The sequence below is a fragment of the Thermogemmatispora carboxidivorans genome (genome assembly GCF_000702505.1).
GTDB lineage: Bacteria > Chloroflexota > Ktedonobacteria > Ktedonobacterales > Ktedonobacteraceae > Thermogemmatispora > Thermogemmatispora carboxidivorans.
The window spans coordinates 2979242-3005754 of sequence record NZ_JNIM01000001.1 but is presented as its reverse complement, the minus strand read 5'-3'; the positions used below and the strand labels follow the sequence as shown (position 1 = coordinate 3005754).

The 26513-nt window shown below is 62.1% G+C and carries 19 protein-coding genes and 1 pseudogene; 6 read left to right on the top strand and 14 right to left on the bottom strand.

All coding sequences use genetic code 11. From position 1 onward, the window contains the following. Positions 1–30 precede the first annotated feature (30 nt). On the top strand, positions 31–927 hold the full coding sequence (locus N688_RS11790; RefSeq protein ID WP_052889471.1) for a response regulator transcription factor: 897 nt from the start codon (positions 31–33) through the stop codon (positions 925–927). A gap of 290 nt (positions 928–1217) precedes the next feature. Here N688_RS11790 and N688_RS11785 read toward each other — a convergent pair whose 3' ends face one another. Continuing rightward, positions 1218–2183: a MerC domain-containing protein gene (locus N688_RS11785; protein ID WP_052889470.1), complete on the bottom strand. Its 966-nt coding sequence runs from the start codon at positions 2181–2183 to the stop codon at positions 1218–1220. Between the two features lie 737 nt (positions 2184–2920). Here N688_RS11785 and N688_RS11780 point away from each other — a divergent pair. Further along, the gene (locus N688_RS11780) at positions 2921–3745 is read left to right on the top strand and encodes an alpha/beta fold hydrolase (protein ID WP_162179548.1); all 825 of its coding nucleotides are present in this window, start codon (positions 2921–2923) and stop codon (positions 3743–3745) included. A gap of 405 nt (positions 3746–4150) precedes the next feature. Then, complete coding sequence (locus N688_RS11775; protein WP_052889468.1) at positions 4151–4477, top strand: hypothetical protein; 327 nt, start codon at positions 4151–4153, stop codon at positions 4475–4477. Positions 4478–5023: 546 nt separating this feature from the next. Here N688_RS11775 and N688_RS11770 read toward each other — a convergent pair. From N688_RS11770 to N688_RS23985, 12 genes and pseudogenes are all read right to left on the bottom strand, one after another. Further along, complete coding sequence (locus tag N688_RS11770) at positions 5024–8380, bottom strand: type ISP restriction/modification enzyme (RefSeq protein WP_202901903.1); 3357 nt, start codon at positions 8378–8380, stop codon at positions 5024–5026. Between the two features lie 313 nt (positions 8381–8693). Then, entirely contained in the window at positions 8694–11558 is a 2865-nt protein-coding gene (locus N688_RS11765; protein WP_052889466.1) for a tetratricopeptide repeat protein, read from the bottom strand. Between the two features lie 57 nt (positions 11559–11615). Beyond that, a complete protein-coding gene (locus N688_RS11760) occupies positions 11616–12974 on the bottom strand; it encodes an ATP-binding protein (RefSeq protein ID WP_162179547.1) in 1359 nt (452 codons plus the stop codon). Beyond that, positions 12971–13960, bottom strand: a complete 990-nt coding sequence (locus N688_RS11755) for a class I SAM-dependent methyltransferase (protein ID WP_052889464.1) — start codon at positions 13958–13960, stop codon at positions 12971–12973. The genes N688_RS11760 and N688_RS11755 overlap by 4 nt, the downstream gene beginning before the upstream one ends. Beyond that, positions 13944–14216: a hypothetical protein gene (locus N688_RS23170; protein WP_162179546.1), complete on the bottom strand. Its 273-nt coding sequence runs from the start codon at positions 14214–14216 to the stop codon at positions 13944–13946. The genes N688_RS11755 and N688_RS23170 overlap by 17 nt, the downstream gene beginning before the upstream one ends. A gap of 210 nt (positions 14217–14426) precedes the next feature. Then, entirely contained in the window at positions 14427–14684 is a 258-nt protein-coding gene (locus N688_RS11745) for a hypothetical protein (protein WP_052889462.1), read from the bottom strand. Positions 14685–14836: 152 nt separating this feature from the next. Continuing rightward, a complete protein-coding gene (locus tag N688_RS11740; RefSeq protein ID WP_052889461.1) occupies positions 14837–15253 on the bottom strand; it encodes a hypothetical protein in 417 nt (138 codons plus the stop codon). Beyond that, positions 15250–16197, bottom strand: coding sequence for a class I SAM-dependent methyltransferase (locus tag N688_RS11735; RefSeq protein WP_052889460.1), 948 nt, complete (start codon positions 16195–16197; stop codon positions 15250–15252). The genes N688_RS11740 and N688_RS11735 overlap by 4 nt, the downstream gene beginning before the upstream one ends. Before the next feature lie 439 nt (positions 16198–16636). Further along, positions 16637–17803, bottom strand: coding sequence for a helix-turn-helix domain-containing protein (locus tag N688_RS11725; protein WP_052889458.1), 1167 nt, complete (start codon positions 17801–17803; stop codon positions 16637–16639). 31 nt (positions 17804–17834) lie between these two features. Then, on the bottom strand, positions 17835–19004 hold the full coding sequence (locus tag N688_RS11720) for an NUDIX hydrolase (protein WP_162179545.1): 1170 nt from the start codon (positions 19002–19004) through the stop codon (positions 17835–17837). 845 nt (positions 19005–19849) lie between these two features. Continuing rightward, positions 19850–20569 (bottom strand): tetratricopeptide repeat protein, encoded by a 720-nt coding sequence (locus N688_RS23580; protein WP_238321081.1) that lies wholly within the window; start codon positions 20567–20569, stop codon positions 19850–19852. A gap of 573 nt (positions 20570–21142) precedes the next feature. Further along, a pseudogene (locus N688_RS23985) lies at positions 21143–21343 on the bottom strand (helix-turn-helix transcriptional regulator); the annotation flags it as partial. Between the two features lie 211 nt (positions 21344–21554). Between N688_RS23985 and N688_RS23165 the strand changes: the two are divergent. After that, on the top strand, positions 21555–21887 hold the full coding sequence (locus N688_RS23165) for an ASCH domain-containing protein (RefSeq protein WP_052889453.1): 333 nt from the start codon (positions 21555–21557) through the stop codon (positions 21885–21887). Between the two features lie 774 nt (positions 21888–22661). Then, positions 22662–23420, top strand: a complete 759-nt coding sequence (locus N688_RS11695; RefSeq protein ID WP_052889452.1) for an HAD family hydrolase — start codon at positions 22662–22664, stop codon at positions 23418–23420. On the opposite strand, the gene N688_RS11690 is transcribed toward N688_RS11695, so the two are convergent. Beyond that, positions 23410–25284, bottom strand: a complete 1875-nt coding sequence (locus N688_RS11690; RefSeq protein WP_052889451.1) for an AfsR/SARP family transcriptional regulator — start codon at positions 25282–25284, stop codon at positions 23410–23412. The two genes, N688_RS11695 and N688_RS11690, sit on opposite strands and share 11 nt — an antisense overlap. A gap of 331 nt (positions 25285–25615) precedes the next feature. Between N688_RS11690 and N688_RS22810 the strand changes: the two genes are divergently transcribed. Continuing rightward, positions 25616–26335: a hypothetical protein gene (locus N688_RS22810; RefSeq protein WP_156025390.1), complete on the top strand. Its 720-nt coding sequence runs from the start codon at positions 25616–25618 to the stop codon at positions 26333–26335. Positions 26336–26513: the final 178 nt, after the last annotated feature.

The following is a 26513-nucleotide window of genomic DNA, read 5'->3' as shown; positions in this document are numbered from 1 at the left end:
CACTGGCATTGCCAGAGGGAGAGAAGAGCGATGGACCAGCGACCTCGATCATCTCTCAAGCTGGAGCCTGTTTCCTGGACGACTTCCGCCCAAGCTCCCTGGTTGGCAGAGCAAGATCCAGGCCTGCCAGATGAGGAGCAACCGCGTCTGCTCCTGGCAGTGAGTGATCCCCAGCTGCGTGACCTGCTCGTGGAACATCTACATGCGGAGCGCTATCCTCTGCTGGTGGTCAACAATGGAGAAGAGGCCTGGCAGGCTGCTCAGCAGCGGCCGCTGCTCGGTGTCGTGGCAGAACTCACGCTGAGCGGGAGAGACGGCCTGGAACTTTGCCGCTTCCTGCGGAGCCGGGAAGCGACGCAGGCGGTCCCTATCCTCTTGATTGGCAAGCAGTACGACAGCATGGATGCAGTGGTCTCATTGGAGGTAGGCGCAGATGGTTACCTGGCGGCTCCGCTCTGGTGGCCGCTGGTCCGCGCTCAGCTCAAAGCGCTGCTCCGGCGCTGTCAGGCCTGCTGTCCCTCTCTCACACTCTTCCCACGTCAGTACCCACCGCGGGTGCTCACCATTGCTGATCTGCAGGTCGATCTCATCGGACGAAGAGTTTTCCGCGGTGGGAAGGAGATCCAATTGTCAACCCTGCTGTTCGACCTGCTAGTCTACCTGATCAGGAGACGCGGCAACGTGCTTCAGCGCAGCGAGATTGCCCTGGCCCTCTGGGGCAAACAAACAGCGGCGGAAGAGCGTCTTGTTGATGCGGCCCTCTATCGGCTTCGCACCCGACTCGAATCTGATCCATCCCACCCATTCTTTATCCAGACGGTGCGCGGCATTGGCTACCGCTTCCTGGGGGAGGAAGGCGCAGACGACGATCTTCCTCTGCAGACGAGCCCGTCTGAGCCTGATCGTAGCGAGAGCATGCGGCGCTGAGAGCATGGGTGCAGGGCAGAGGAATCCGAAGCGACAGGAAGAGGAGGCCAGAGCAACCTGTATCACGTGTGCGATCGCTGGAAAGGTGCAGCCTATGACGCCGGGGGCCCTGCTCAGGAGGAGAAAGCAATCCATACCTTCCTCTCCTGAGCAGGCGGAGAGCATGGTCACGTCCCTTCGCTCGCGCTGCTGATCCTCCTCTGATGCCTCGCAGGCTGTTCACAGCGGCAGCAATCCCGCCAGACGTTCGGCCCCATCCTGCTTCAAGATGCGTACCCAACCGCAGGCAGTCAGGCAATACGCTGTAACAGCAAGGCCCGCCGCTCCTCTTCTGAGAGGAGAGCATACTCGCCGCTGCTGGCCTGATAGAGAGCGATCTCCCGCCTGGCGGCGGCTAGCCTCTCCTCGGAAACAGGATTCCTCCAGAGCGCAGCACTCACCAGCAGGGCCACAGCGATGAGGGAAGTACTGATCTCAATCCAGAGTGGGGGAGCAAAGAAGAGCCAGACCAGGAACACGAGAAAGATCCCCAAGCCTAGCCCAACCATTCCCCGGAGGCGCCACTGATGACGGCTGTATCGTTGTTCCTGGAGCCTCACCCGCCCGATCGCCGTTCTCACGGCCTCTCTCGCCGGTCGCTGCTCTTCTTGCTCGCGAATTTCCCGCTGCTGTCGCTCTCTTTCCTCCTGCAAGTACTGGAAAATGGTCCGATCCACTTGTTGCCGGGTCTGTTCGAGGAGCGTTTGGTGCGTGCTGAGCAAATCGTCCCTGGCCGCCTCATGAGTGCTGGTCAGGTCCTCCTTGATCTGCTGAGCAAAGCGCTGCAACTCGTCGGTGTGCTGCTGCATCAGGTCACGCAGCAGGCGCTCCGTCTTCTGCTGCTCCTGTTCCAGCTGCTTTCTGGCTTCGATGAGTTGGAGTTGGCGCGCGTGCTCCTGCGCCTGGTCCAGGAAGCGTTGCGCCAGCTCAAACACGCGATTGCGGGCGAAGGTCTCGGCGAGAGCCGCCCCTCGCTTCGCCTCTTCCCTGCCCACCTGCTCAATGAGCGCCTGATAGTCCTCATAGGAAAGTTCCCCAGCACCATAGCGCTCAACCGCATGTTTGACTGTGGACTCAGCTTGTCGATCCAGTAAGTGCCCTGCCTCAGCAAGGAAGCTCCGAATCGCCTCATTTCTTTGACGGTGAGTGGTTCCTGGGTATCCCCCCATTGTGGTGACGTCTCGCAGTTTCTCGACTGCCTCTGGATTAATAAGCATATTCTCTCCCCTCTATACTTACCAATAGAGAATGGAGTTATCTACTCTAACAAATATAGAATCTTTCGCACTAAAATGCAAGTTCGAGAAAATCACACGTGAAGGTAGACAGAGAGGTACCTCGCACCTGTGGCGACCTGGGCAGCGCAGGGCTGATCACGTCTCTGCCGACATGCGCTGTACCGGAGGTACAGCTCGCCTCTCGGGTGCGCGCGGCAGTCTTGCGTTCCTGACACGGTACGGCCAGGGAGCCTCCCAAGTCGGCTCGTTGCAGAACGGAGGGGCGAGACAAACGGGAGCGGGTCAGTCACGGCTTCTGGTCGTCAGCACCATCGTGAACAGGCGTCTCTTCTGAGTGCCTTGATCTTCTGTGCAGTCTTCTCTTCCTTGTCTTCCTTGCTAGCCTTCCCTTATCCTCTCGCCATCAGCATCCCTGCTGGACCTATTGGCATCTTTCTGTGAACACTGCCTTCTGAAGGCAGGCTCCCTTGCCGGCAGCACAACGATGAGCGGCGGGGCACCAGACACATCTGGGAGTCTGGAGCCTTGCTTGCTCACCAAGCTTCTTGATCATAGGAGGAACCATGATTCCTGAGACGTTCCAAACACAGCCCCTCTTGTCGGAAGGGCAAGGGCAGCCGTCTTTCGACGCGCTTTCCCGATGTCTGCTCACTCTCCCTGACCGTCCAGGAATGCAGCTTTCCGTCTACTACGCCCCTGCAAGGCACTCCCCTGCCGTGGGAACCGTGCTGCTTGTGCCGGGCTTCCTCCAGCCCGCCTACTGCTGGCGCAAGCAGATCCTCCCACTGACCGAGGCCGGATGGAACGTGCTGACGTGGGACCCTTCCTGGTCGCTCCAGGGCGGCTGGACGGAGAGCCTGGGTTGCTGGACAGCGGAGCTCGCTACTGTCCTGGCGGCTTCGCCGTTCTCGGCCCATCTCCCGATGGTCCTCGTCAGCTGGTCGCTGGGAGGGGTGCTGATCGGTGAGTTGCTCCGTCAATCGCCGCCCAGGCCAACGATTGCGGGCCTGGTGTTCGTCGGTACGCCTCTCTTCCTCGAATACCTCACTGAGGTGTTCATAGGGACAGATGCGCCCGCGCCCTTTGACCTGTCTGAGCCGTTGACTGCCCAGTGGTTAGTGCGCTTTACCACCGGGCTGACGATGAATCCGCCGACGTTCGGCGAGTTTGAGCGACATCTGGGCGGAAGCTGCCTGGCGCTGACCAGGCTCCTCGAGTCAGTGAACGAGCAGCGCCTTTCTCTGGCCGGCCTCCTTCCTCCCTTGCCAGCCGTCCAGGCGAAAGAGAGCCTTCCCTGGCACCACTTCCGGTTGCCAACGCTCATCATCCACGGCGAGTATGACAGGCTCGTCCCTCAGATGCTGGCTCATCAGATCGCCCGGCAGCTCGAGGACGCGGGAGCCACAGTCACCCTCTCGCTCTATCCCACTGGGCATGCCCCGTTCATCGAGGAACCGGAGCGCTTTAATAGGGATCTCACCCTGTTTCTCCGGCAGCACTGTTGTCACTCATCGTCCACACCAATCCGGCTTCCGGTCTAAGTGAGCGCTTCCTCAAGCTCGTGGTGGTCACGCTCCAGCTGCTCACGCCTGTCAGTTCCTCAGGGTGGCAACCATCCCGCCGCTTGCGGGCAGACTGGTCCTGCACCAGGTCGGGTCTGCTCGCAAGCGGGCCTCCCTCGTTGGTCAGCACGCTGGGCTATTCACCTGCCAGAAGCTTCCAGTCGCTGGTTGCTCTCGCTGCAAACCACTGCAGCTCTCTGTCATGGTTTCCTTCTCTCTCTTCTTATCCATCGCTAACCATTGTTAGCAACTGTTAACGATTGTTATCAATATCTAATTATTCTACCTCTTTGATAAAGTTGACAAGGTTTTACGTACCGATTATAATGATTAACGTCAGTCAATTTCTATCTATCTATTCACACCAGAAAGGGTTATTTCTTCATGCCTGTCGAATGCGATAAGGATGTCTTACACTTCTTGGAGCGTTTCACTCCTCCATTGGAGTTAGAGCTTGATCGCGAGAGGTGCCAGCGTTTGGCAGCGCTTATTCACTGGCCCCTGCGTGAAGAGGATTTCCTTCTCCTGGAAGCGCTCTTTCAGCCGCGGGAGCAACGCCCCGCCAATAGCCGGCGGCGATTCTCGGAGAGAACGTATGAGTTTCTCTCTCTGCTCTCAGGCCGGCTGATCCACGAACAGGTGGTAGCGGCACGGGCCGCGCTTGAGTGGGGCCTGTTCCGCCTGCTGCCCCGAACGAATGAGCAAGCATGAGCAGCTCCTCTTCCCTTCTCCCTTCCTGTGTGCAGCAGCCTGCACCGTGACACGAAGGCTCAGTCAGGCCTCGGGTGCCCTTGCGTGGGGGAATCTCTGAGCCACCGTGACTTCAGGCATGAGGGGGGCTGATTGGCTGGCTGGTTAGGGGCCAGGAAGTCCCAGGGAGTCGTGTCCCAGGACGTGGGCCAAGCGCTCTCTCCTCTGAGGCAAATTGCTCTGGCACGGAGGGGATCTGGTGACAGTGGGTCCACAGCAGCAACACAGGAGGTCTCTGGCCTGTTTCTGCCGTGGACCCACAACACAGCAGCACAGGATCAATGCAGATACGAGCTGCAGTGACGAGCCGGTTGTGTTGCAGCCTGGGCCAGTGTATCAGCAGCAGGAAAGCTGACCATAGCCGCCAACCTCAGGCATCACGCCTGAGCCGGCCTGGCGTCTGAAGTGCGTCTGTTCCGCTTGGGGAAACGACCAGAGGAGCGTCTCGCGGCCCTGTTGGGGAGGGCGTTGGTTCCTCCGCGCGTCGTTTTCCTGCGTGGCCAGCCGCTAGTGGAGCGGCCAGCCCCCGTGTTCGTCGATGACGTCGTCAATCTGCTCCATCAACTGGATGGTTTCCGCCAGCGCTGCCACGATCTGCTGATACTGCACGATGTCCTGGAAAGTGAGCACCCGCCCTTTGCGGTCCTTGAGCCACTTCGCGCAGACCTGATAGCCGCCGACTTCGAAGGTCCAGACCTCCTCGGGGACGCCCGCGAAATATTGGGTGGCGTTGATGAAGACCCGCCCCTGCTCCGAGGAGGGGTCAGCAACGAAGGCCATCCGCTCGACCCGGTTGGAACCGGCCACGGGATAGCTGGGGCGACGCGCCGGGTCACTGGTGCGCAGCAGGTGCAGGGCGACCAGCCGTTCTCCGAGCTGGCAGAGGGCGGCAAAGAGCTCGCGGTTGCTGGTGAGGGGCACACGCGGGAAATCGCTCTTGAGGAATTCAGCGTAGCGCTCACGATAGCTGGGTGCGTGGAGGATCGCGTACAGGTAGTGAAAGACATCCTCAGGGCCGAACGTCTGTTCGCGGTCACCGACTCCCTCCTGCACAAAGGTCAGACCCAGTCGGGCCGACCAGTCCGCCAGCAGCGAGGGAGCAAGATTCGGGCGACGTTCAGCGGAGAACGCTTGCTGCTGAGCACCTGCAAGGTTCTGATTCCCTGAATACAAGTAGAGGGGAAAGACTTGGTTGGCCTCACGACTTGTTGTAGAAAGAACGCAGTCATTGGCAACCCTATGAGCGACCCAGACATGCCGATACTGAGGTGTCGCCTGCTGCCTAGAGGAGAGCAAGCAGATATTATCTCGCCACGCAACATGGAGAAGCAGCTCTTTCCGTGGACGATCCATAATGGCGTCGTGCAAGTAGCAGTACCGCCAATCAAATGGTCGATACAAGCAAGGGAGCAACCACCGCTGCCAATCCTGCTCGCGACGCAAACGTTGTCGAGCCAGGCCGACATTCCACGCAGGCCCCTGATTCAGGCCATATTTTGCTGCATATTCCTCGTCAGAGAGGGCTCCCTGGCGAAGCTCTTCGAGCCGCTGCAGCAGCCGTTCCCGGTCAAAATCAATAGCAAAGTGATCACGATGGGTCTGAAACCCCAGGACATTCACTGGCATGATTTCAGGCAGCCGTGGCCACTGTTCATACTCTGCTCTCAGCGTGCTCCTTTGGGGAATAAAGAAATAGAAAGGCGAACAAGGGTACAGCTCCTCCCACTGTGTCGTCTTCACATCGTGCTCCGCCAGCCAGGCGTACTTCCCCCCCACCAGCCGGCGCTCCTCTCCCTGCTGCTCGTAGATCTCGCGCGGCCCCCACAGATCTGCGTAGAAGACGCGCGCCGGCGGCTTCTGTTCCCCAATTGCTGGTCGCTGCCGCTTCACAAAGATGCCGATGGCCACCCCTTGTTGAATATCGAAGACATTCTCATCGCGCGAGCCGTCGGGAGCACGTTCACGCTTCTTGCTGTTGCCATGCAGATTCAGCAGGTAGATCTCGTCAAAGCTCTTCAGCAGACTCTGGCGCATGCCGCGGAAGGTCGGATTATCCAGATAGCCGTGGTTCGTGATGAATGCCAGAATCCCATAGCCGGTCTGCTCGATGCGCCACTGGCCGAAGCGGATAAACTTCACATAATCATCGTTGAGCCACTTCGGATTGCGTTCCCGCAACGGCTGCCCATCCACCTCGAAATAATTCGCACTCCGACGCTCGCTGCCATGCTCCTTGCCATGTAGCAGGTCTCTGATCCAAGCCCCCTGGTTCGCCGAGTGGCCCGAATAGGGAGGATTGCCCAGGACGACCATGACCGGATAGCCTCGCTTGACCGACGCAGCCTGGTTCGCTTCCTCCGAAATATAATGGCCGAAGGTCAGCTCGGCCCGCTTGAGGGCCTCCTCCAGCGTGTTGGTCAGGTAGATGCGCAGACGATCCTCCGAGCGGAAGTCGTAAGCCCAGGTGGCCCGTTCCTCCGGCGGCAGATCCAGCCCCGAGAGTTGCATGCCCAGCTTCAGATGGGCCATGGCATACGGCGCCATCAACAGTTCGAACCCGAACAGGCGCGGAAGCAGTGCCTCTCGCACATAGCTGGACCACAGTCCCGCGTTGCCCGCGTGCCGATACTGCTCTCGAATGAGTGCGATGGTGTGATAGAGAAAGGTGCCCGTCCCACAGGCCGGGTCCAGGATCAAGACCCGTGGTACGGTCTCGCTGCGCGGCTCGCCCTGTTCATCGTGCAGGGTCACCTGGACCTGGCTGGCGTCCGCTAATCCCTCCGCGCACCCAAACTGCTCGCGCAACAGCCGATCGACGGAGCGCACGATGTAGGAGACCACTGGATCGGGGGTATAGTAGACGCCGCGCACTTCTCGCAACTGGGGATCGTACGCTGCCAAAAACGTTTCGTAGAAGTGCACCATCGGATCTTCGCGCCGGCTGCGCCGGCCAAAGTCGGCCAGCACCTGCTCCAAATCGGTGAGCGCCAGCAGCTCCGCTAGCTCATCCACAAAGCCGACGAAAGGTTCGTCATCCAATTCGACGCCTGCAATCGTGCTGAAAAGCTTGCGCAGAAAGGGATTCGTGCGTGGAATCTCTCGGGCCGCATCAGTGCGGCGGAAGGGCTGTGGCCCCTGGTGCTGAGCCCGCGCGGCGAAGAGCCCATAGGTCAGCGTCTGGGCGAACATGTCCGCAAAGGCTGGCTCCGTCAAATCAGGCAGCAGGACCTCACGGAAGGAACGATACAAGTCCCGGAGCAATGGAGAGGCCTGCCTGCCCCGGAAGGCCTCCACGACCACGTCGCGGATCAGATGGGCCAGCCGCGCCATGCGCTGGGCCAGCTCGGCAGGGTTCGTGATCGGGGCAGCCCGATGGGAAAGAAAGCGCTCCAGCAGGGAGCGGACCTCCTGCTGGCTCTGGGGAAGAGCGGTCTGGCGACGCTGCTGGTCCACTGGCACCAGCCGGGCCTGCAGGCGGAGGGACCCTCCCACATACCAGCGAAAGTCAAGATAGTTCGTCAGCACCAGGTTCTCCAGGGACCGCAGGTAGCGCTGGAGCTGACGTCCATTCTCGGTCCGGGGCCGGGACTGGGCCGCATCGCGCTCGATGCCTTCCAGATCCAGCCCCAGGTCTTTCGTCTCCACATAGCCAATGGTCAGAGAAGTGGCGCCCAGCGTGGTCGTCACAGCCAGATCAGGGGCCCCACAGGCGATGCGACGGGGCTCGTTGATCACCCTGATCCCTGGGACGAGCGCTTCGAGCAGGCGAGCCAGTGCGGCGCGATAGGTGTGCTCCGTGGCCACACCGGTCTGGGCAAGCTGGGCAATAGTGTTCCGATACATTCCCAAGGGGTCCGCCGGCATCTGTTGCTCCTCGTTCCCATCCTCATCGGGCTTGAGCGGCGTTCCGACCAGGCCCTGATTCTTTCATCCATCTCAGTCAATCCCAGTTTCAACCCCAGACGGACAGTGTCGCTGATCCTGACGGTACCCCTCTACGATAGCATCTGGAGCCGCCTCCGTCAAGCCGTTTCGTTCCGATGCTCCCCCACGCAGTCACTGCTGACCGCTCTTGCGCGGCGCTGCTGCCAGCCACTGTGACCCTCAGACGGTCAGGAAAGCCCTCCGAGGATCGCTCGCTCGCTCGCTCGCTGCGTGGACAGCCGGGCCGGGTCTCTCAGCGATCCCCTTCCTGTCCCTCCTGCCGGCCCAGGCCCGCTGGCAGGAGCTGCAGGATCTCCTCACAGGCCTGCTCTAATTCAGGATAGCGCCCGGTCAGGCCACGCTGGCGCCAGTCCTCCTGCACGCGCTGCGCCATTGCCGGGATCGCTTCCAGCGGGAGGGCCAGCAGGCGTTCCAGGAGGCGACGCTGGGCTTGGTGGTATGCCAACAGATGGTGCTGAGCCATCCAGGCACAACTGGCCACATAATGCTGGAAGGCCTCCTCGACACGCTTCTCCGCCAGGGCCAGGTTCCCCCAGATCTCTTCGCCATGCCCCAGCAACCAGCGATCCCCTGCCTCCTCAGCGATCGCGCGGGCCTCCTGCCAGGCTGCCTCGGCTTCTTCATGCCGGCCTAGCTGTTCCAAGGCTCCCATCAGCTCCACCAGGCCAGTGGCGAGCTGCGCACGATCCTGGACCTGGCGCGCCTGCTCACAGGCGCGCTGGAAGCGCCCCACCGCCGTCGGCCAGTCTCCCTGCGCTGCCGCCACCCGACCCCGCATCAGCTGACTGGCGATGGAGACCTCCGCATCGAAGCCGCTCACCAGCGCCTCGGCCTGCGTGGACAACGTATCAGCCTCTTCCAGTTGGCCTTTGAGCAGAGCCACCTGCCCCAGGCGGTTCAAGGTCGCAGCCAATCCGCTGCGGTCGCCCACCTGCGCGTAGCACTCCCAGGCCTGGCGGAGATGCTGCTCAGCCTGGGGCAGGTCCCCGGTGGCCAGATACAGCGGAGCCAGGGTGCTGTGGGAGAGGCCGACGGCCCGTTCATTCCACTTGCCCTGCCGCCACAGCTCCTCTCGCACCCGCAGCCCCAGTAAGCAGTAGCGCAAGGCCTCGTCAATGCGCCCTTGCAAGCGGGAGACATGCCCAATGCTATTGAGCAGGTTCGCATACCAGGCCCGACTCCCCTGCTGCCGGTGATAGGCCAGCGAGGCCTGATAGCAGCGCAGCGCCTCGTCCCACTGCCCCAGCCGACGGTAGACATACCCGAGCTGGCCCTGCAGCGTGCTGACCTTTTCTTCATTCCCTCGGCGCCGGGCCAGCTCCAGACACTGCGTGTAATAGTGAATCGTCTGCAGCAACTGCTGTTGCTGCAAGGAACAACGCGCGAACTCATAGCAGAGCGCTTCTTGCTGGGTTGCCAGCCAGGAGGGGTCGGCCTCTTGCTGCAACCGTGCAAGCAGCGTTTGCGCCAGCTGAGGCTGTTCTTCAATGCGCAGCAGCTGGGCCTCCCAGAGCCGGAGCTGCCAGCGCTGGGCAGGCGTCAAGATGGGCTCCTCTTCCCGCACGGTTTCCAGCAGGATGCGAGCAAAGCCGCTGCGCCAGCCGACCGTGGCGGGTCCAAAGAGCTGCTGAAAGTGCCGTAGGCCCTCTTCCAGGTCCAGCGTGAGCTGATGATGCAGCAGCTCCACACGGCTGGCCTGCCAGGCCGCTTCCGAGCGGGCCTGCTCCTGCTGCAGCGCAGCGGAGGCGATGACGAGCCGGCTGAGCGCGCGGCGGAAGCGCCGATCAGGGTCGTGCTGCTCCCACGCCTGCCGCAGCAGCTGGCGCAGCTCCGGCTGCAACGCGAGCCAGCCCGGCTCGCCGTCGGCGTCGGGTCCGGCGGCGTCGTTGCCGCGCTGGCTCAGGCGGACTCCCAGGACGCGGGCCAGCGCCTCCAGCAGCTGCTCAGCCTCGGGCGGCTCCTGCCCTGGGAAGGGCGGGAGCTGCTGGAGGACGCTGAGCAGCCTCCAGGCAGGCACGGGCACATCCGCCGCCGGCTGCAGGTGGGCCAGGACCAGCAGCCACCAGGAGCGGGGTTCCTCCAGCGCGGCCACCTGGGCGAGCAGCCGGCTGGCAAAGGCCGCCGGCTCCAGGCGCTGCAGCTCCTCCAGGGAGAGGCCCCCCTGGGCGAGCTGCTCGCAGGCCAGCTGGACCAGAGCCGGATGCCCCCCGGTCAGCCCGTGCAAGCGCTCGCCGGCGGTGCCGGCCTGGAGTCCCCCCTCCAGAAGCAGGTGACCGATCTCCGCGGCAGACCAGGGGGGCAGGGGGACCGTCACGATCTCGGACTGCCGTCCCCACCAGAGCGGCTGCTGCCAGTCGGGGGGCTGGCGGCTGACCAGCAGGGCGATGACACGGGGCAGCCCGAAGCGCTCCGGGAAGCGCTCCCCGGGCGCGAGCACGAGGGCCTGTGGACCGGGCTGCAGTTGCAGCTGCTCCAGGTGATCCACCACCACCAGCAGGGTGGGTCCCTCCGCGGGCAAGTGAGGCCGCAGGGCCGCGATATCCTGGGCCAGGGCCGCCCACAGCTGCGTCCGGGTGTCCAGATCCAGCACCTGTCGCCGGACCCCGGCTGCCACCGGCGGCAGGCGCCCCTCCGCCTGCCGCCGCGCCCAGACCGCGTGGAAGCGGTTTGCCCGCCAGGGGGCATAGGCCGCTTCCAGCTGGGCCACCACCTGGCGCACCCAGCGGAAGCGCTCCTGGGCCGCAGCCTCCAGGCCATCCAGCAGCACGATGGGCAGCCGGGGGTGCTGCTGACGCAGCAGGGCCAGCACCTGCCGGAGGAGGGTGCTCTTGCCGCATCCCCCCGTGGAAGGGGAGGCCGGCGCTGCGGCTGCGGCTGCGGCTGCGGGCGCCTCCGCCTCCTGGTCCTGGTCATGGAGCCAGATGATCCAGGGGCTGGGACGCGGCGCTCTGGGGGAAGCGGGGGAAGCCTGCCAGACCCAGCTCAGCTCCTCCAGCAGGAACGCCAGCACGCGCTCGGGCGTGCCGGGCCGGGAGAAGGGCTTGGGGGCCTGCCACGACCACCACCGCCCCCGCGGCAGATCCTGTTGTTGTTCCATCCAGACTGATTCCTCCTTTCTTGTACGCTGGTGGGTCGTTCTGGTGGGGCGCCGCTCTCAGGATGGGGGAGGCTGCAACGCCCGCAGCGCTGCCTGCCAGGCTGACGCCTGCTCGCCCAGGGCAGCCTGGAGATCCTGGTCCTGCTGGAGATCCGCCACCACCTGCAGGCTCACGGCCTGTGGTTCCTGGCGCAGGGATGCCAGCACGCTGGGCATCTGCTCTACTCGCCGCGTTGGTTCCTCGCCCAGGAGACGATAGGCGAGCTGATCAGCCAGGGAGCGAATGCGTTCGGGGCCGTTGGCTTGTTCTGTCAGGCGCTCCTGGAAGGCGGCCAGCCAGCGCAGGATCTCCTGCCAGCGGGCCGGAGCTTCTTCCTGCCAGAGGACCTGCAGCAGGTGGCGGACCGGGGCGACGACGACATAGCCAGCGCGCTCGGATTGCCAGCGCAGGGCGTGGGTGCGGTCAGCGAGCTGCTGTGGCAGGAAGAAATAGGCAAAGGGAGCGCCTTGCCTCCATTCGGGGGCAAACTGTTCGATGAGGTCCTGCAGCAGCATGGCCGTGAAGCGGCGCGGCACGGCGAGCAGGCGCAGCAGCGTTTCGATGGCAGGCCGCTCCTCCGGCGGCAGCGCGCCCAAGACGCCCTGGCGGAGGACGCGCTCGGTGAGCTGCTCCCGCAGCCGGGCCCGGTCTGCTGGCTGACGGGGGTCCAGCGTCCCATCGCGCAGGGCGGCAGCGAGCACGACCAGGGCCAGCGGATAGCCGTCAGCCCAGTCCAGCGCCAGGGCCCGCGCCTCGGGGGCGAGCGTCGGCGCGTGGCGCTCGAGCAGGAGGGCGCTGCTGACGTGGTCGAGTGGCCCGAGCTCCAGAGGCAGGACCGGGCGATTCAGCACGGTCTGCCAGGACCAGGGGAGCGGCCCAGCCGCCGTCTGCACCAGGAGCAGGGGAGCCTGCTTTCCCAACGCATCGAGCAGCGCCACCAGCCAGCGCAGCTGCGACGCATCGCCGATCTCCACGTCGTCTAGCAGCAAGACGGCGGCTCCCTGCTGGTGCACAAGGAGGCGGAGCCCTGGAATGAGCTGAGCCAGACCCGGGGGGCTGTGATGCGGCGCTGAGCCGTGCTCCTCTCCAGGAGAGGGGGAAAGGGGTGGCGACGGCAGGTCTGGCAGCAGCTGGCTGGCGACGGCATCGATGTGCTCTCCTGGCTGCACCGCGCCCCAGAGGGCTGGCAGTCCGAGCGCGCGGGCCTGCTGCTGGATCTGACGCAGCAGGGTGGTCTTGCCGATGCCGGCCACCCCGAACAGGTGCACGATTGGCCACGGCTGATCTTGGGTGCCGCGCGGCTGCCTGAGTGCTTGCAGAATCGTCGAGATCTGGCGCTGTTCGTCCTCGCGATTGATGACCGGCTTTGTGTTCATGGCCATTGGTCTCCTGCTTCTCTCTCCTGTGAGCTGTGACCAGGACAGGACGCGGTCAGCGTGCGCCTCTGGCTCTGGTCTCCTGGTCTCCCCGGCCCGGGTGCACACCCCCAGACGGTCAGCAGGGGCCAGAGGGCACAGAAGTCCTCCTGTTGCATCTCGGCCACCGCCTGCTGATACAGCCGCTCCAGCTCCTCGCGCGTCGCCACCCCCTCCTCCTGCAGAAAGCGCAGCGCCAACTCCAGCCCGATCAGATAGTCCTTGAAGACCGGGTAGTGCCTGTCCGTGCCCATCGACCACTCGATGACAGTGGGCCGCAGGCGCACCTCCAGGAAGCCGGCCTGCCGGACCAGCCGTGGCAGCATCGGGGTGATGCCCAGGTGGCGCCCATCGGGAGACAGGCTCTGGCCCGCTTGCTTGAGGGCCTGGCAGCCCCAAGCCATCAGCCGTTCGAAGGCAGGGCTGGTTGTGAGCGGCTCCTCCATCTCCGTCAGGCGCAGGATGCCGCCCGGCTTGAGCAGGCGGCGGCACTCGGCGAGCAGCCGCGGCCAGGCCTCCGGCAGCATGAAGCCCCACAGCAGCCGCCCATTGATCAGGTCAAAGGAGCCGTCCTCGAAGGCCAGCGGCTCCATGACATCCATCACCTGGAATGAGACGTTGGAGAGGCCGCGCGAGCGGGCCTGGGCGGTGGCATACTCGACCACCGCCGGGCTGAGGTCGACGCCGATCAAGGTGGCCCGCGGGAAGCAGAAGGCCAGTTCCAGCAGCCAGCCGCCCGGGCCACAGGCCAGGTCGAGGACGCGGCCCGTCTCGGGGAGGCTGATCTCCTCCTCGGGCAACAGGCCGCCCAGCGTCTCGGTGAGCAGACGATCCTGCTGCATGAGGCGGGCCAGCTCCCCAGCGTTCTCCGCGTCGATGATGTAGGTCGAGCGTCCGCGCTGCCGGCGGAAGGAACTCGGACGAGACGGGTCATCCAGCGCACTCATGGGTGTCTCCTTTCTGGGGCGGCAGGGCGCAGGGGCCAGGCCGACCCCACGGGCAGCAGGGGCAGGCGACCCGCTCGGCCTCAAGCGCCTGCCGGATGAGGGGGGCATGGTCGAGAAAGAGCGGGTGCCGCTCCGGAGCGGTTACGAGGAGCACCTCCAGACCCAGGACCTTGCTGGCAGGACCGGGCCGGGCGGCGTTGACCTGGAGCAGGTCCTGCCCGATGGCGAAGCGGGCATCGTGGTCACGAAGCGGCATGGCGCGCACCTCCGTCTGGCTGGAGTGGCTCGTCAGCGCGCCGGGTCTGCGAGTGGGAAGGACCCCAGGCGGTGGCAGGCGGGGGCCCCTGCCGCCAGCGGGCCAGCAGCCGCGCGCAGGCCGCCTGCTGAGAGGCCGTGAGCCTGGGGGCCGGCACCGACGTGGACGCCGGCGTCGGCAGCGGGGGGGAGCTGGCAGAGCAGGCCCAGGTCATGGGTTCTCTCCTCCTCCTCCTGCGGCTGCCGAGGGCGGCGAGGACCCGGCTGCCGGGTCCGGGGGCACGACCTGCAGGCCGTACGGGGCCAGCAGCACCTGCCAGGCTTGCGCCGGCGACAGGTGCTCGAGCTGAATGAGGGCCTGCTCGATGGCTTGCCAGGCTTCGAGAATCACTTCGCAGCTGAGAGCGCCGGCTTCGGCGGGGCTCTCCTCGGGGAGCTGCACCAGCAACGGGGAGGCCGAGCCGCTCATGGGCAGCCTCCTCGTCGGCAACAGGATGCCGTCAGGACGGAAGCCAAAGGCCAAAGCATGATGGCAGAAGATCCTCCTTTCTGAGCTGATCTCATGGGTCAGAACGGGAACAGCCACCCAGCAGCAGCAGGAGACCAGGAGGCTGGACGGCTTCAAGAGGAGCCGTCCTCCCAGCCGAAGAGCGGAGCCAGAACCTGCAGCTCGCGGCGCCAGCGGTCCCGCAGCGCCGGCTGCTCGCGGATCACCTGCAGCACGTGCTGCAAGCTGCCTCTCTCGTCGGGCAAGAGACTGAGCCAACACTGGCTGCCCGGCGGGGGCGCAAGCTCGTGCAGCCAGCCCAGGAGCCGCTGGGTCTGGCGCAGCCGCTCGTTGCGCTCAGTGGTGGGCAAGAGCTGGCAGAAGGCATACGCCCGGTAGCCTTCCAACACCGCCCGCAGGGCGGCCACCTGCTCCTGGCTGAGGATGAGCAGGACCCGCCCAGGGCCGGCATGCACGCCCGAGGCCGAGGCGGCCTCGCCAGAGCGACTGCGGGGATCAGCCGGGTCCCCATCGCGATCAGGGTGGCTCATGGCTGCGGCCTCCTGCCATAGGCGGCATGAAAGACGTAGCGAGCCTGCTGCTGTTCCCACTCCTGGGCCGCCTCCTGCAGCATGGCGTCGACGACCGCCGGCGGGGTGGTGGTACGGGCACAATACGAATCCTTGAGCGCGCCCAGCCCGTGGAGCACGTCGGTGAGCAGGAGCTGGCCGGCGGCCCCGGCCCAGCGGCCCAGCGGCACAGGGATGTCCTGGCTGGTGACCTCCACGCAGCCAGCCTGCTGCAGGAGCTCGCCGAGCTGGCGCAGGACGGCCATCTCAAATCCGAGCTGCTGGCTGATGCCAGTGAACCAGTCGAGCAGGCGGCGAGTGGCCGGCCCGGCGGGCTGGATGACATCGCTGAGTTCCAGGAGTTCGATCCAGCCACCGGGGCGGGTCACGCGTACCAGCTCGCGGACAACGCCGGGCCAGGAGCGGGAGGGAATAGCTGCCACCAGCAACCGCTGATGGGTGTAGCAGAATTGGGCGTCCGGGAAAGGCAGGCCCTCGAGCACGTTGGCGCGCACGAAGACGCAGGTCGGGGGGACCGGCTGCGGCAGGGACTGCAAGGAGACGTCGACGCCGACGATACAGGCATGGGGGAAGAGGGCCTGCATCTCGAACGCCCAGATGCCAGTGCCGGTCCCCACGTCCAGGATGGTGCGGATCCCTGGGGTCAACGGGGCCAGGTAATGGTTGCTCAGGGTCCTCGCCAACGCGTGATGCTGGTAGTTGAGCCGCTGATCCTCGAGGGGATCTTTGGGCAGCAAATACGGGATATCGTCCAGATAGCGACGCTGTGTCAGGGGGACGGGTCCCGCCTGCTCGGGCGCCGCGGGTGCCTCCGCTGCCGCTGTGGTCCCGGCAGGGACGGGAGACGAGGCGGCGCGGGCCTGTGCGCGGCGGCGCTTGCGGAAGAGATGATGCCAGAACCCCATGTTAGCGCTCCTTTCCAGATTCAGGATCTCTATACATCTCCTCGTCAGGATGAGCAGAGGTAAGCTGGTCATCTCCAGGATGAGCGTCAGCGGCAAGGGGATGCGCCAGCGCCTGCACACGAGGGGGAGGCGCTGCTCGCTGGGCCTGCCGCCGGCAGCAGCGGGGGCAGGAAGACGGGGGCAGCGTCTGCACGTCAGTCAGCGGTTGCGGAAAGGTCGCCATACGAGCAAATACTCCTTTCGCCCTCAGATAGAGGCTTCCTCATCTCTCGTTTTGGATCTCTGGAGAGAATACTACCAGGAGAAAAAGGCTCGTGAGGAAACCCAGAACGATATTGCACATGTTTTGCACATAGCTCAACCATTCTGGGCGCTCTTAGCACGCCATTGGCAGGGAAAGAAAGAACCTTCCATTCAGAGGGGAAGAGGTGACTGCTTATCAAACACGATTGATGATCTCGATGAGCTCCTGGACACGGTGATCTTTGGGAAAGCGTGCCTTCAGCGTCAGGGCCAAATCTTTTACCTGCTGCATATTATAGTATGATTCAATAGCTTTTGCTCTTCGAAATCCTTCAGTAGCGTAGAAACAGCAGCTCATATCACGATTCTGGTAGAGTAGCCGAGCGCACTGGATGAGCATCCGAGCCTGCCTTCGTGGCATTGCTGAATCTCCCTGGTACTCAATATCACTATAGTATTCCAGGGCCGGCTCAATGTGCCCAAGGGCAGCCCGGCAGGCCATCCAACAATCTGTCAGCGTCTGTTTTGAACAGCGCGTCGAGCGATACAGGAGGAGAGGATCGTCAGCGGGATCGAGAAGACGGAGCCAACGGTGAGCTTGCTCAAGAGCGCGGAAACACGCCTCATCTTTGAGCAAACTCTGTGCTTCAGCGGCACCGATAGCCAGGTAGGCTTTTAATGCTGGAGAAGCATGCCGTGCCATAGCGTGCGCCGCGTCATAGCATTGGAGAGCTACTGCCTCCCGGCGCTGCCTCACAAAGAGCACCGCGCGGCAAGCGAGAGCTAATGCTTCCAGCTCTGGGCAGCTTGCCTCCTGAGCCACAAGTGATGCCTGCTGGAAGTCAAACTCAGCAGTAGGATAATCGAGAGCATCACGGGCAATCATGCCATCCAGCCGGTAGAGGTGACTGAGAACGATCAAGAGACGTTTGCGAGTGTGAGCAGATCCCCCTTGCTTCACGAGGGTTGTCACATATTCTCGTTGTTCTCGCAAGCCTTCAGCGGCGTAGCGTGCATTCGTGAAATAATACAAGTCGAAGCGCAGACGGACATGATCGAGGAGAGTGCGCATTTCCATCTCTCCCAAGGGAAGCCCTGAGGTGGTTGAGGGAGATGAGGGGGGAGGAGCAAAAGACCATGCTGCAAGCGACTGCTCGGTGAGATCAAGCAAATGGGGAGGAATACTCAGAACAAGTGCTAAGGCCCGTCTTAAACGGATGTTGGGGATAGAATGCTGTTGTTCTAAGGAAACAATAGTGCGGCGGCTTCGGCCAATGCGCTGAGCCAACTCCTCCTGCGTCAAGCCCCGCAAGCGCCGATACGCCTGAATCACTTCTCCATGATGGATGCTTTCTGAAGCCATCTTCTTCCACCTGTTGAAGACAACGCTTGCCTCATCCCTCTGGCGGGAGCTCACCACGAGGGCGCTGATGACCCATTGCGCTCTGCTCACCGGGGTGGTCGTGTGAAGCAAGCACGCCTTTGCCAGCGTAGAGCCAGAGAGCGAGAGCAGCTTCAGGGTCACAGCGATCGTCTTGGCTGGTGGCAGCAAGCGCCTCAGCCAGCGTCATGGTTCTGACCCGGATTTCTTCTCCCTCTTCCAGCTCCAGCGGGTCCCACTCCAGATCAGAGGCCACAAACAGATGGACGCGGTGGCTCACATATCCCGGATGGCTGTAGCATGAGAGCAGTTTCTCCAGACGACCAGCCCGATACCCCGTCTCCTCGCGGAGCTCCTGCTGGGCGTGCTGCTCCAGTTCCTGGAAAGAGGAAGCAGTAATCCGTCCACCTGGGAGACGGAGCTGCCAGGCGTCCACAGCCAGGTCCCGCTCTTCGATCAGCAAAATGGTCCCTTGCTGACCAACAGGCAACACCAGCACGCTTTCAGGCCGCTCGACCACGTCGCGTGTGACCGTGCGACCACTGGAGAGCAGCAGCTCATACTGCTTCACCACAAAAATGGGACCCTGATAGACCACTCGCACCCGCTGGGCTTGTTCACGGCGCGGAGCCGCTTGCTGATGGGAGGGGCCAGCAGGATACCAGGTGACGTGATGCCGGCGAGTATTCAGATGAATCCAGGCTTTGCCGAGAAAACGCGCGTAGCTGGCCATATCTGCGGTGCCGCCTTTGCCTGCAGCAGGGAGGCCATTCCAGGCCAAGACCAGCAGATCGCTGGTTTCTACAATCCACTCCCCAGCGGCGAGATAGGCCTCGTCTGAGCATGGCGAGCCAGAGAGCTGATGGATCTGCCGGGCACGGCTCAGCCACAGCTCATACGCTGCCCGTTCCTCTCCCTGGAAGAGCTGCTCATACCCCTGACAGGGGATCACCACCTCGACGGGAAGCCCAGATTGAAAGGCGAGCTCGAGAAAGAGGCGGTCCGCTCCACGTGCTACGGCAGACCGCAAACAGGGAACGCGCCCGTCTGCCTGCGCTGCCTGCTGCGCATGGGCCAGGATCTGGGAGAAGTGCTCGGTCAGAAACCGGACCGTCGCGTCATCTCCAAGCTGCTGGTGCCCACCAACACCGATCACGAATGAAGAAGCATGCGCGTGTGTCACATGAAGCTCCTGAGAGAGAGACATATCATTTTGAGTATAGCGATCGACAAGGGAAAGGACAAGGGGGATCTTTGGGCAACAGAGAGGGCACATCCTCCAGCGAGAGACGCTGCTGAGTGGAGCGCGGTGCGTCCGAGGCAGCGAGGGTATCGAACAAAGCCGCGGGAGCCGCCGCTGCCGCCGTGGTCTCGGCGGGAACGGAAGAGGCCGCCAGGACGCGGGACCGGCGACGTCTGCGGAAGAGATGATGCCAGAAGCCCATGTTAGCGCTCCTTTCCAGATTCAGAATCTCTATACATCTCCTCGTCAGGATGAGCAGAGGTAAGCTGGTCATCTCCAGGATGAGCGTCAGCGGCAAGGGGATGCGCCAGCGCCTGCACACGAGGGGGAGGCGCTGCTCGCTGGGCCTGCCGCCGGCAGCAGCGGGGGCAGGAAGACGGTAACACGAAAAAACCTGTGAGCGGTTGGACGGCAGTCGCCATCAGATACTCTTCCTCACATTGCTTGGCCGCAGGCATCGCTGATGCGGCCTCGTCTCCGTTTGTTTGCCGATTGTTCTTCCAAGCGGCAGAGGCTGGAAAAGTCGCAGATCAGCCGTCTGCCCAGCCTTCATGAGTCAGACCCGAGTTGGTGTGAACACAGGCAACTCATGCCCAGGCAACCAATGAGAAGTATAGTGAGAAAGGAGGAACTTGAGCGATTGCAGGGGGACAACAGCTTGCAGGCAACTCGTTCCCCACGTAACACGCTGTTACGTTACGCCGCCAGGTAACAGCACACAAAGCAAACAGCACCACCGACCCTCCAGAGGGAACGGTGGTGCTGTCAGTTCTGACAGAGGCCGACTATCGGCGGACAAGCAGCTCACGCAGTTCCTTCACGCGCCTCTCGCCGGGCCACGCCGCACGCAGAGCGGTATACGCTTGAATCGCTTCATCAAAGCGTTGCCGACTTTGTAGTTCTCTTGCGCCGTTTACTCCCTTCTGCCACAACTCAAGGCATCGATCCAGATTCCGGGGTTGGTCGTCGCGACTTGTCTCGACCATCACTTGCTCAAACGTGGCTTCAATCAGGCATGACCGATGTTGGTCGTCCTGAGCATACTGTATCTCAATCTGTTCGAAAGAATCAAGCGCCTCTTTATAGAGTCCGAGCTGCAAATGCGTGCTGCCATCGTGAAGCAAGAGGTTTCCAAGGCTGTGATCAAGCCAGATCGGCGGTGTGTCAGTTTGGGCGAAGAAGGTCTGATGTGCCTTCTGGAGGGACGAGAGCGCTTCTTCCTTGTGCCCGCTGGAAGCTTGATAGAGCGCCAGTCCAGCGTAGAGATAGCTCTGTGCGAGTGGGGGAATAGGCTCCGTGGCGGCCTGCGCGACCGAGGCTTGTTTCTGCCTGTCTCGCTTCTCTCGTTCCTCTAAGAGATGCTTCGCTTTCTCGGTCGCCTGCAAGGCTTCACCCCATCGGTTGGCATAATAGAGCGCAGCAGCCTGCATCTTGAGCGCCACAATCTGAAGAAGAAGGTTGTCGGCAAGCATGCTGTAGTGCTCGGCCTGCTGGGCATAGCCCACTGCGCTGCTAGCCGTAGAGAGGTGCCAGGCGAGCGGCGCTCGCAGTAAACAGCACTGCGCAAGCAACTCGGCGGCAGCCTTGCGTTCAGGTGGGGGAGCTGTCTTCAGGATCGCCTGGAGCGTCGGTATATATGCAGAGACGGCCAAGTCAGCAAAGGCTCGCTCGTGCTCCTTGCGGAGCTTCCAACAGGCAATGATGCCCGCTGCGCAGTGTTTCAAAATATCCTCAGACGAGAAAGGCCGCTTGAAGACTGCCCTCTCCCGCGAAAGGCCCAGCATGTCTAGGGGGACCAATGCCAAGAAGCGCAGGGCGTCGCGGCGACTGAGTTCATTCTTCATCGTGTGATCCTCTAGCTCCGCTGTGATACCCCACTGGAGCCGCTGATACCTGGTGTCACCTGCTGGCCAGTTCCAGACATGAATCATCAGACGTGAGATGAGGTGCTGTTGCCGAAAAGTGACCAGCGCATCCTCCTCCTCGGTCGCCTCCTGGTGGCAGTCAGCGTTGGCCGATGCTCCGCTGACGCTTGCTGTCAGGTCAACCAGCGGTTCTGGGAAGCCAAGATCTGCGGCTGATTTGCCGAAGAGATCGCAAAGCTTCCGAAGGTGGAGCGGCTGCGGAACAGCACCTGCTCTCTCCCACCGATGGACTGTCGTTTTACTCACTCCCAGTCGTGCCGCCACTTCGTCCTGGGAAAGATGGCACGCGTACCGAGCTGCGATAAGGGGCGTCCGTTCCTTTCCGGTTGCTGTAGCTCCCTGTGACCGTTCCATGAGATCTCACCTCTCGGCCCTCCAACGTAATTTCTGTGGGCTAGCCTGGGTTCTTTTCGCGTATCATACCATAGTGGAGCGGCGTTGTCGAAGGGACGCAATTCGAAGCGTGGCAATCTGCAGAGGGTGTCCGTTGTATACCAGTGGTCTGACCATTCGTTTTTGTTGGCGGAGCCGTAACAAATCGCGAGTCAAGAAAGGAAGAAGCGCTATGCGTGTGATGCGCATCAGGCGTCCCTCCTATGACGCTATCATGGCTGGCCAGAAAACACTGGAGGTTCGTGTCGGCTATGACCATATCAAGCGCTATCAGGTAGGTGAGATCATCCAACTCGAGACATCGGGAGCCTCGGCGACGCTACGGATCAAGGCGATACGGACCTATGCGAACTTTGAAGAGATGCTGGCCGTTGAGGAATGGCAGAAGATTGCCCCAGACGCCAGTGATGCGAGCACGGCGTTACGCTTGATCCGAGAGATCTACCCGCCAGAGAAAGAAGCCCTGGGGGTGTATGTCTTTGAAGTGGAGCCAGTGACTGGCTAACGTCAACATCGGCTCGCGACGATGCTCGATCCCAGGCCGGTGTCCTGCTCCTCCTCGCCTGGCGGGGTGGGGGCCAGTTCCGTGTGTCGGGGAAGTCTCTACCAGGGCACCACCGTGCTCTCCCTCCTGATGCTGGGATAAGAAGGAGACACTGGATCAGGGTGTCACAGGCAGACAACAGATCATTCTGACGGCCATATGGCATCGTGCCCACTCCTGGAAGGGCAGCATGGGTCGCTGTCGGTCGCAGACGGTCGTGAGCTGCCTGTGGGGCTGGGGCCTGCCCCCGCTGCCGGCAGTAGTGGGACAGGAAACCAGGGACAACCCCCGATGAGCTGATCAGGGGTTGTCGGACAGGGCAGCCGCCTCGGGCTGGGCCTGCCGCCGGCAGCAGCGGGGGCAGGGCGACGGGGGCAGCGTCTGCACGTCAGTCAGCGGTTGCGGAAAGGTCGCCATTGGCTCGCACTCCTTTCGAGAAGAGGAAGGAGAGATACCTTGCTCCCTCTTCTGGTTCTGTCGATTCTGTCGAAATCCTCCACGTTGGTGACCACGGCAACTATAGCTCAGGGAGAAGCGAGGTTTTTCCAACCTTTCTGTGACTCTTCTCCGAAGTTTCTGAGAACCGTCTCTGCCATCACCCTGTGCCAGGGCAGGAATGGCCGCGAGCCGCCTCTTCCCTCGTGGAGAGCGTTCACGAGCGAGGGAAAGCGCTGTACTTATAGGGAGAAGAAGAGCGGTAGTCAGGAGAGAGAGATCTATGGTATACTCTGCCTGATGAAGGCGTATTCTGAGCACAGACAGATTTCTCATCCGCGGGGCTTGCTCTTTGACATGGACGGTGTCCTCTTGCTCACGAGCCAGAGTCCGGCTCAGAGCTGGCAAGAAGTGGCTTGCTCCTTTGCTCCGGCACTGGATCTGTCTGCTGAGGCGCTGTTTGAGGCCCTGCAGAGGAGTTATCAGAGCTACCAACGTACCATCGCGCATGATCCCGAGCAACAGCGGAGAGATCGCCTGGCACCATTTGAGACGCGGCTAGAAGTGGTTGAAGATGCTCTGGCGAGCCTGCATCGGGTTCACAAAGAGATGGCGGTGGAAATGGTGCGTGCCTACGAGCGGCTCCGAGATACGCATCGCTTCCTTGCCCCTCATGCACTGGAAGTGCTTCAGTTCTGCCGCCAGCGCTCGCTGGCTCTGGCTCTTGTGACCAATGGGAACGCGACCTATCAACGCCGCAAGATCGCGCAGCATGGATTAGCCTCATGGTTTGATGCGGTGCTGATCGAGGAAGAGGTAGGCATCGCGAAACCAGATCCGCGTATCTTTCTGCAGGCACTAGAGCGGCTCCACCTTCGTGCCTCTGAAGCCTGGATGATCGGCGATGATCTGACCCGCGACATTGCAGGCGCTCAGCAGGTCGGTCTGTTGACCATCTGGTACGACGCCAGCGGCAGCGGGTTGAGCAAGGAGAGTCCCGTGCACCCTGACTGGATGGTGCATGACCTTGCCGAGCTCTGTTCTCTCCTTACCCCTTGAGAGAGAAGGGGCGAAGCTGTTCCTTGAGTGCTCTGACAGCGGCCACATCCTGATAGGGTTGCAACAGCTCTTGGACCTGAAACAGATGCTTCTGAGCGGCTCGCGGTTGTTCTCCAAGCTGAGCCAGCAGCGCAAGGCACTGCGTCACATAGGTACATGCGTGCTCGATCTCTCCCTGGCGAGCATAGGCGCTGGCCAGATCGCTGAGATAGTACAGTTTGCGTCTGGGTGGTGGAGTCGTGGTTAAGGCCTGCTCCAAAGCCCCTTGGGCCTCACGCAAGAGGCCAAGCGTTGCGAGCTGTTGCCGCTGATACAAGAGTTGCAGGCACACCCCTTTATAGCCCAGGAGTAAGCCAGGTTGAAATTCGACCAGGAAAGCGAGATCAGATCCCTGGGCAGAGGAACCCTCCTGCTCAAGGAAACGAAGGTTTTGGAGACAGGCATCACGATGACCCAGATGAGCAAGAATCTCAGCCTCGACTGCTGTTAGCCAGACGTAAAGCAGCCGATCAGCCCGGGCGGGAGCAAGCTGACGTGCGGCCTGGATGCAGTGAAGCGCTTTCCGATACTGAGATGCGTAGGTCCAGGTAAAGCTTTTCCATCCCCAGATGACTGCTTGCAGAGCAGGATCACCGGCCTCAGCCGCTGCGCGCATGGCCAGTCGGTAGTAAGTCCGAGCTTTCAGAGAGTGTCCTCTATCATACAACAAGACGCCCGCAAGCAGTGCCGTCCGGCTGATGGTGGCACAAAGCCGTTGGCGACAGTCTGCTGTCCGAGCACTGGCAAGCACCAGCGTGAGGCTTTCCAGATATTTCACGACAGCCGAGTACAGCACGGGTGGCGGTAAAGCCTGTTCTTCTCGAGCCATCCAGTAAAGCCGTGTCTGCTGGTCAAAATATCTGATTTCTCTCTGTCCCGTCATTGCTGGCTGAGCGAGCAGCGTTGTCAGACGATCACACAGCTCTGCCTCAGTGACGATGACAAGATCAGAGCGAACTGACTCATCGGAGGTGTGTGGGAAGGGAGGAAGGAGCTGGGGAAAAGCGAAGGGTATGGAAAAGGACACCTGCTGAGGAGGAAGTGCCTGGGCATCGAAGTGAAACGAGAGGGGGAACCCTTGAGCCTCGGCAGCTTCCTTAGCCAATTGGTAGCATCTCAACGCCTCTTGAACTCTTCCATGCCGGAGGAGCATCGTGATCCAGGCCCGAAGCGCTTCTTCATCTGGTGGAAGAGCGTGAAATAATGCTCGATACTGTTCTCCTGCCTGCCAGAGTTTCCCTTGCCGTTCGTAGGCCACAGCGAGCCAGCGCCGGCATTGTTTCAGCATCTCCTCGCCGCGTTGTCGAACGCCATAGACCCAGGTGCCGTCCTCTCCTTCTAGCAACTCGCCTCGCTCCTGATAAGTCAGAATCTGCTCTAAAAGAGGCACAGCCTCATCCGTGGTGCCTCCCCAATTCTCTGCTTCAGCAAGCAGTCCTCGGCAAGCGTCGTGATCGACCCAAATGATCGATTGATCTGCCAGTGCATAGCCCGTTTCCAGCGTGCGCACCAGCTCTTTGCCAATGGCCCGGCGGATCTGATTGACCGCGCTGTAGACCATCTTATCGGCAAAGGCAGCCTGATCGATATCTGGCCACAGATCCTCTTGAAGAGCAGCGCGCGAAAGATGCCGTCCAGGGGCGGTCAGCAACCGCTTGAAGACAGAGCGAGCTGGTCGGCCTTTGCCCCAGGCGGCCTTATCAAGCAGGCTCCAGGAGTCATCGGGATTCCGCTTCCAGACCTCCAAGGGGCCATACAAGTAGACTCGCAGACGGCATGAGGAGGAGACATGAGGCACAAGAGATATAGCTGGATGACCCTGCATCTTCGGAACCTCCTACCAACCTGCTGGTAGAGACCTCCCTCATTCACTCTTACGTGGGTCTCGCTGCTTCACCCTCAGCATGGCTTGACCCTTGCCGTCTGATCTCCTCGGCCACAGTCTAGCACGAGAGGCTTTTTGACCCATGCGAAGGAGAGCTGCTTTCAGGATAGCATTGCACATCGTGCTCGTCAAGATGAGGAAGGTAGAGCCTTCGTCGGCCTCCTCAAGAGACCTCTCTAGACGGGAGATGCTCAGCGCTTGCGCAGGGGAAGCTTGGAGAAGAGGAAGATAACGGCTCGATAGGGAGAGGCAGGCTCTCCACGAGGTGAGCGTGCACAAACACACAGGTGGGCGGCACCGGCTGCGGCAGGGACTGCAAGGAGACGTCGACGCCGACGATACAGGCATGGGGGAAGAGGGCCTGCATCTCGAACGCCCAGATGCCAGTGCCGGTGCCCACGTCCAGGACGGTGCGGGTGCTCTCAGGGACGAGTGGCGCGAGATAGTGATTACTGAGCGTGCGATACAAAGCATGATGCTGGTAGTTGAGCCGTTGATCCTCGAGGGGATCTTTGGGCAGCAAGTAGGGCACGTCGGGCAGATACTGGCGCTGCCGGGCAGACGGCGGCCCGCCCGAGGCCGCCAGGTCCGTGGGGACGGCCTGGGCGAGGGCCGCGCGGGCGCGGCGGCGCGGGAAGAGGCGGCGCAAGAGGACCTTCTCCGTGCTCCTTTCTTCTCCTGCCTCTCATCCTATCATACGGATGAGTATGCTCATGGAGCAGCAGAGCACGCTCGCCTTGCAGTCTCCTCGTGCGGATCGATCTCCCTGCCACTGAGCCAGCCTGAAGAGCGGCGGGGACGCTGCTTTCCTTCCATCAGTGGTCAGCGAGTGCTCCTGAGCCGGTGGCACTGTCCTCTGAGCAACATGGTCGTCAGAGACGCTCGCCAGGGCATGAAGGAAACATCGCTCTCGCATTGCCAGGCCGGGAAGATCAGCCCCGGGACACTGATGGCGCGCTCCGTTGGGCCACGTCTGGAGCGCTCGAGCTGACCGAGCGCAACAGAACTGGCTTTTCCTCCTGTTGAGACCTGCTGCTCACCGGGCCTGGCTAGCTTTTTGCTCGTCTGCTGAGGCTGCTTCTCAGAGCACGACTTGACAGGAGGAGCACGTGTGACTATACTCTTTCTGTATTCACAGACTCGCGTGCATTCTGCTGCAGAAAGGGAGC

What these genes read in the sequence shown, in the direction of transcription:
- N688_RS11760 (WP_162179547.1), bottom strand. Translation starts at nt 12,974, where the DNA reads ATGAACACAAAGCCGGTCATCAATCGCGAGGACGAACAGCGCCAGATC.
- N688_RS11740 (WP_052889461.1), bottom strand. Translation starts at nt 15,253, where the DNA reads ATGAGCCACCCTGATCGCGATGGGGACCCGGCTGATCCCCGCAGTCGC.
- N688_RS11690 (WP_052889451.1), bottom strand. Translation starts at nt 25,284, where the DNA reads ATGCAGGGTCATCCAGCTATATCTCTTGTGCCTCATGTCTCCTCCTCA.
- N688_RS11765 (WP_052889466.1), bottom strand. Translation starts at nt 11,558, where the DNA reads ATGGAACAACAACAGGATCTGCCGCGGGGGCGGTGGTGGTCGTGGCAG.
- N688_RS11770 (WP_202901903.1), bottom strand. Translation starts at nt 8,380, where the DNA reads ATGCCGGCGGACCCCTTGGGAATGTATCGGAACACTATTGCCCAGCTT.
- N688_RS23170 (WP_162179546.1), bottom strand. Translation starts at nt 14,216, where the DNA reads ATGCCGCTTCGTGACCACGATGCCCGCTTCGCCATCGGGCAGGACCTG.
- N688_RS11755 (WP_052889464.1), bottom strand. Translation starts at nt 13,960, where the DNA reads ATGAGTGCGCTGGATGACCCGTCTCGTCCGAGTTCCTTCCGCCGGCAG.
- N688_RS11790 (WP_052889471.1), top strand. Translation starts at nt 31, where the DNA reads ATGGACCAGCGACCTCGATCATCTCTCAAGCTGGAGCCTGTTTCCTGG.
- N688_RS11745 (WP_052889462.1), bottom strand. Translation starts at nt 14,684, where the DNA reads ATGAGCGGCTCGGCCTCCCCGTTGCTGGTGCAGCTCCCCGAGGAGAGC.
- N688_RS11735 (WP_052889460.1), bottom strand. Translation starts at nt 16,197, where the DNA reads ATGGGGTTCTGGCATCATCTCTTCCGCAAGCGCCGCCGCGCACAGGCC.
- N688_RS11785 (WP_052889470.1), bottom strand. Translation starts at nt 2,183, where the DNA reads ATGCTTATTAATCCAGAGGCAGTCGAGAAACTGCGAGACGTCACCACA.
- N688_RS11695 (WP_052889452.1), top strand. Translation starts at nt 22,662, where the DNA reads ATGAAGGCGTATTCTGAGCACAGACAGATTTCTCATCCGCGGGGCTTG.
- N688_RS11775 (WP_052889468.1), top strand. Translation starts at nt 4,151, where the DNA reads ATGCCTGTCGAATGCGATAAGGATGTCTTACACTTCTTGGAGCGTTTC.
- N688_RS23165 (WP_052889453.1), top strand. Translation starts at nt 21,555, where the DNA reads ATGCGTGTGATGCGCATCAGGCGTCCCTCCTATGACGCTATCATGGCT.
- N688_RS11725 (WP_052889458.1), bottom strand. Translation starts at nt 17,803, where the DNA reads ATGGCTTCAGAAAGCATCCATCATGGAGAAGTGATTCAGGCGTATCGG.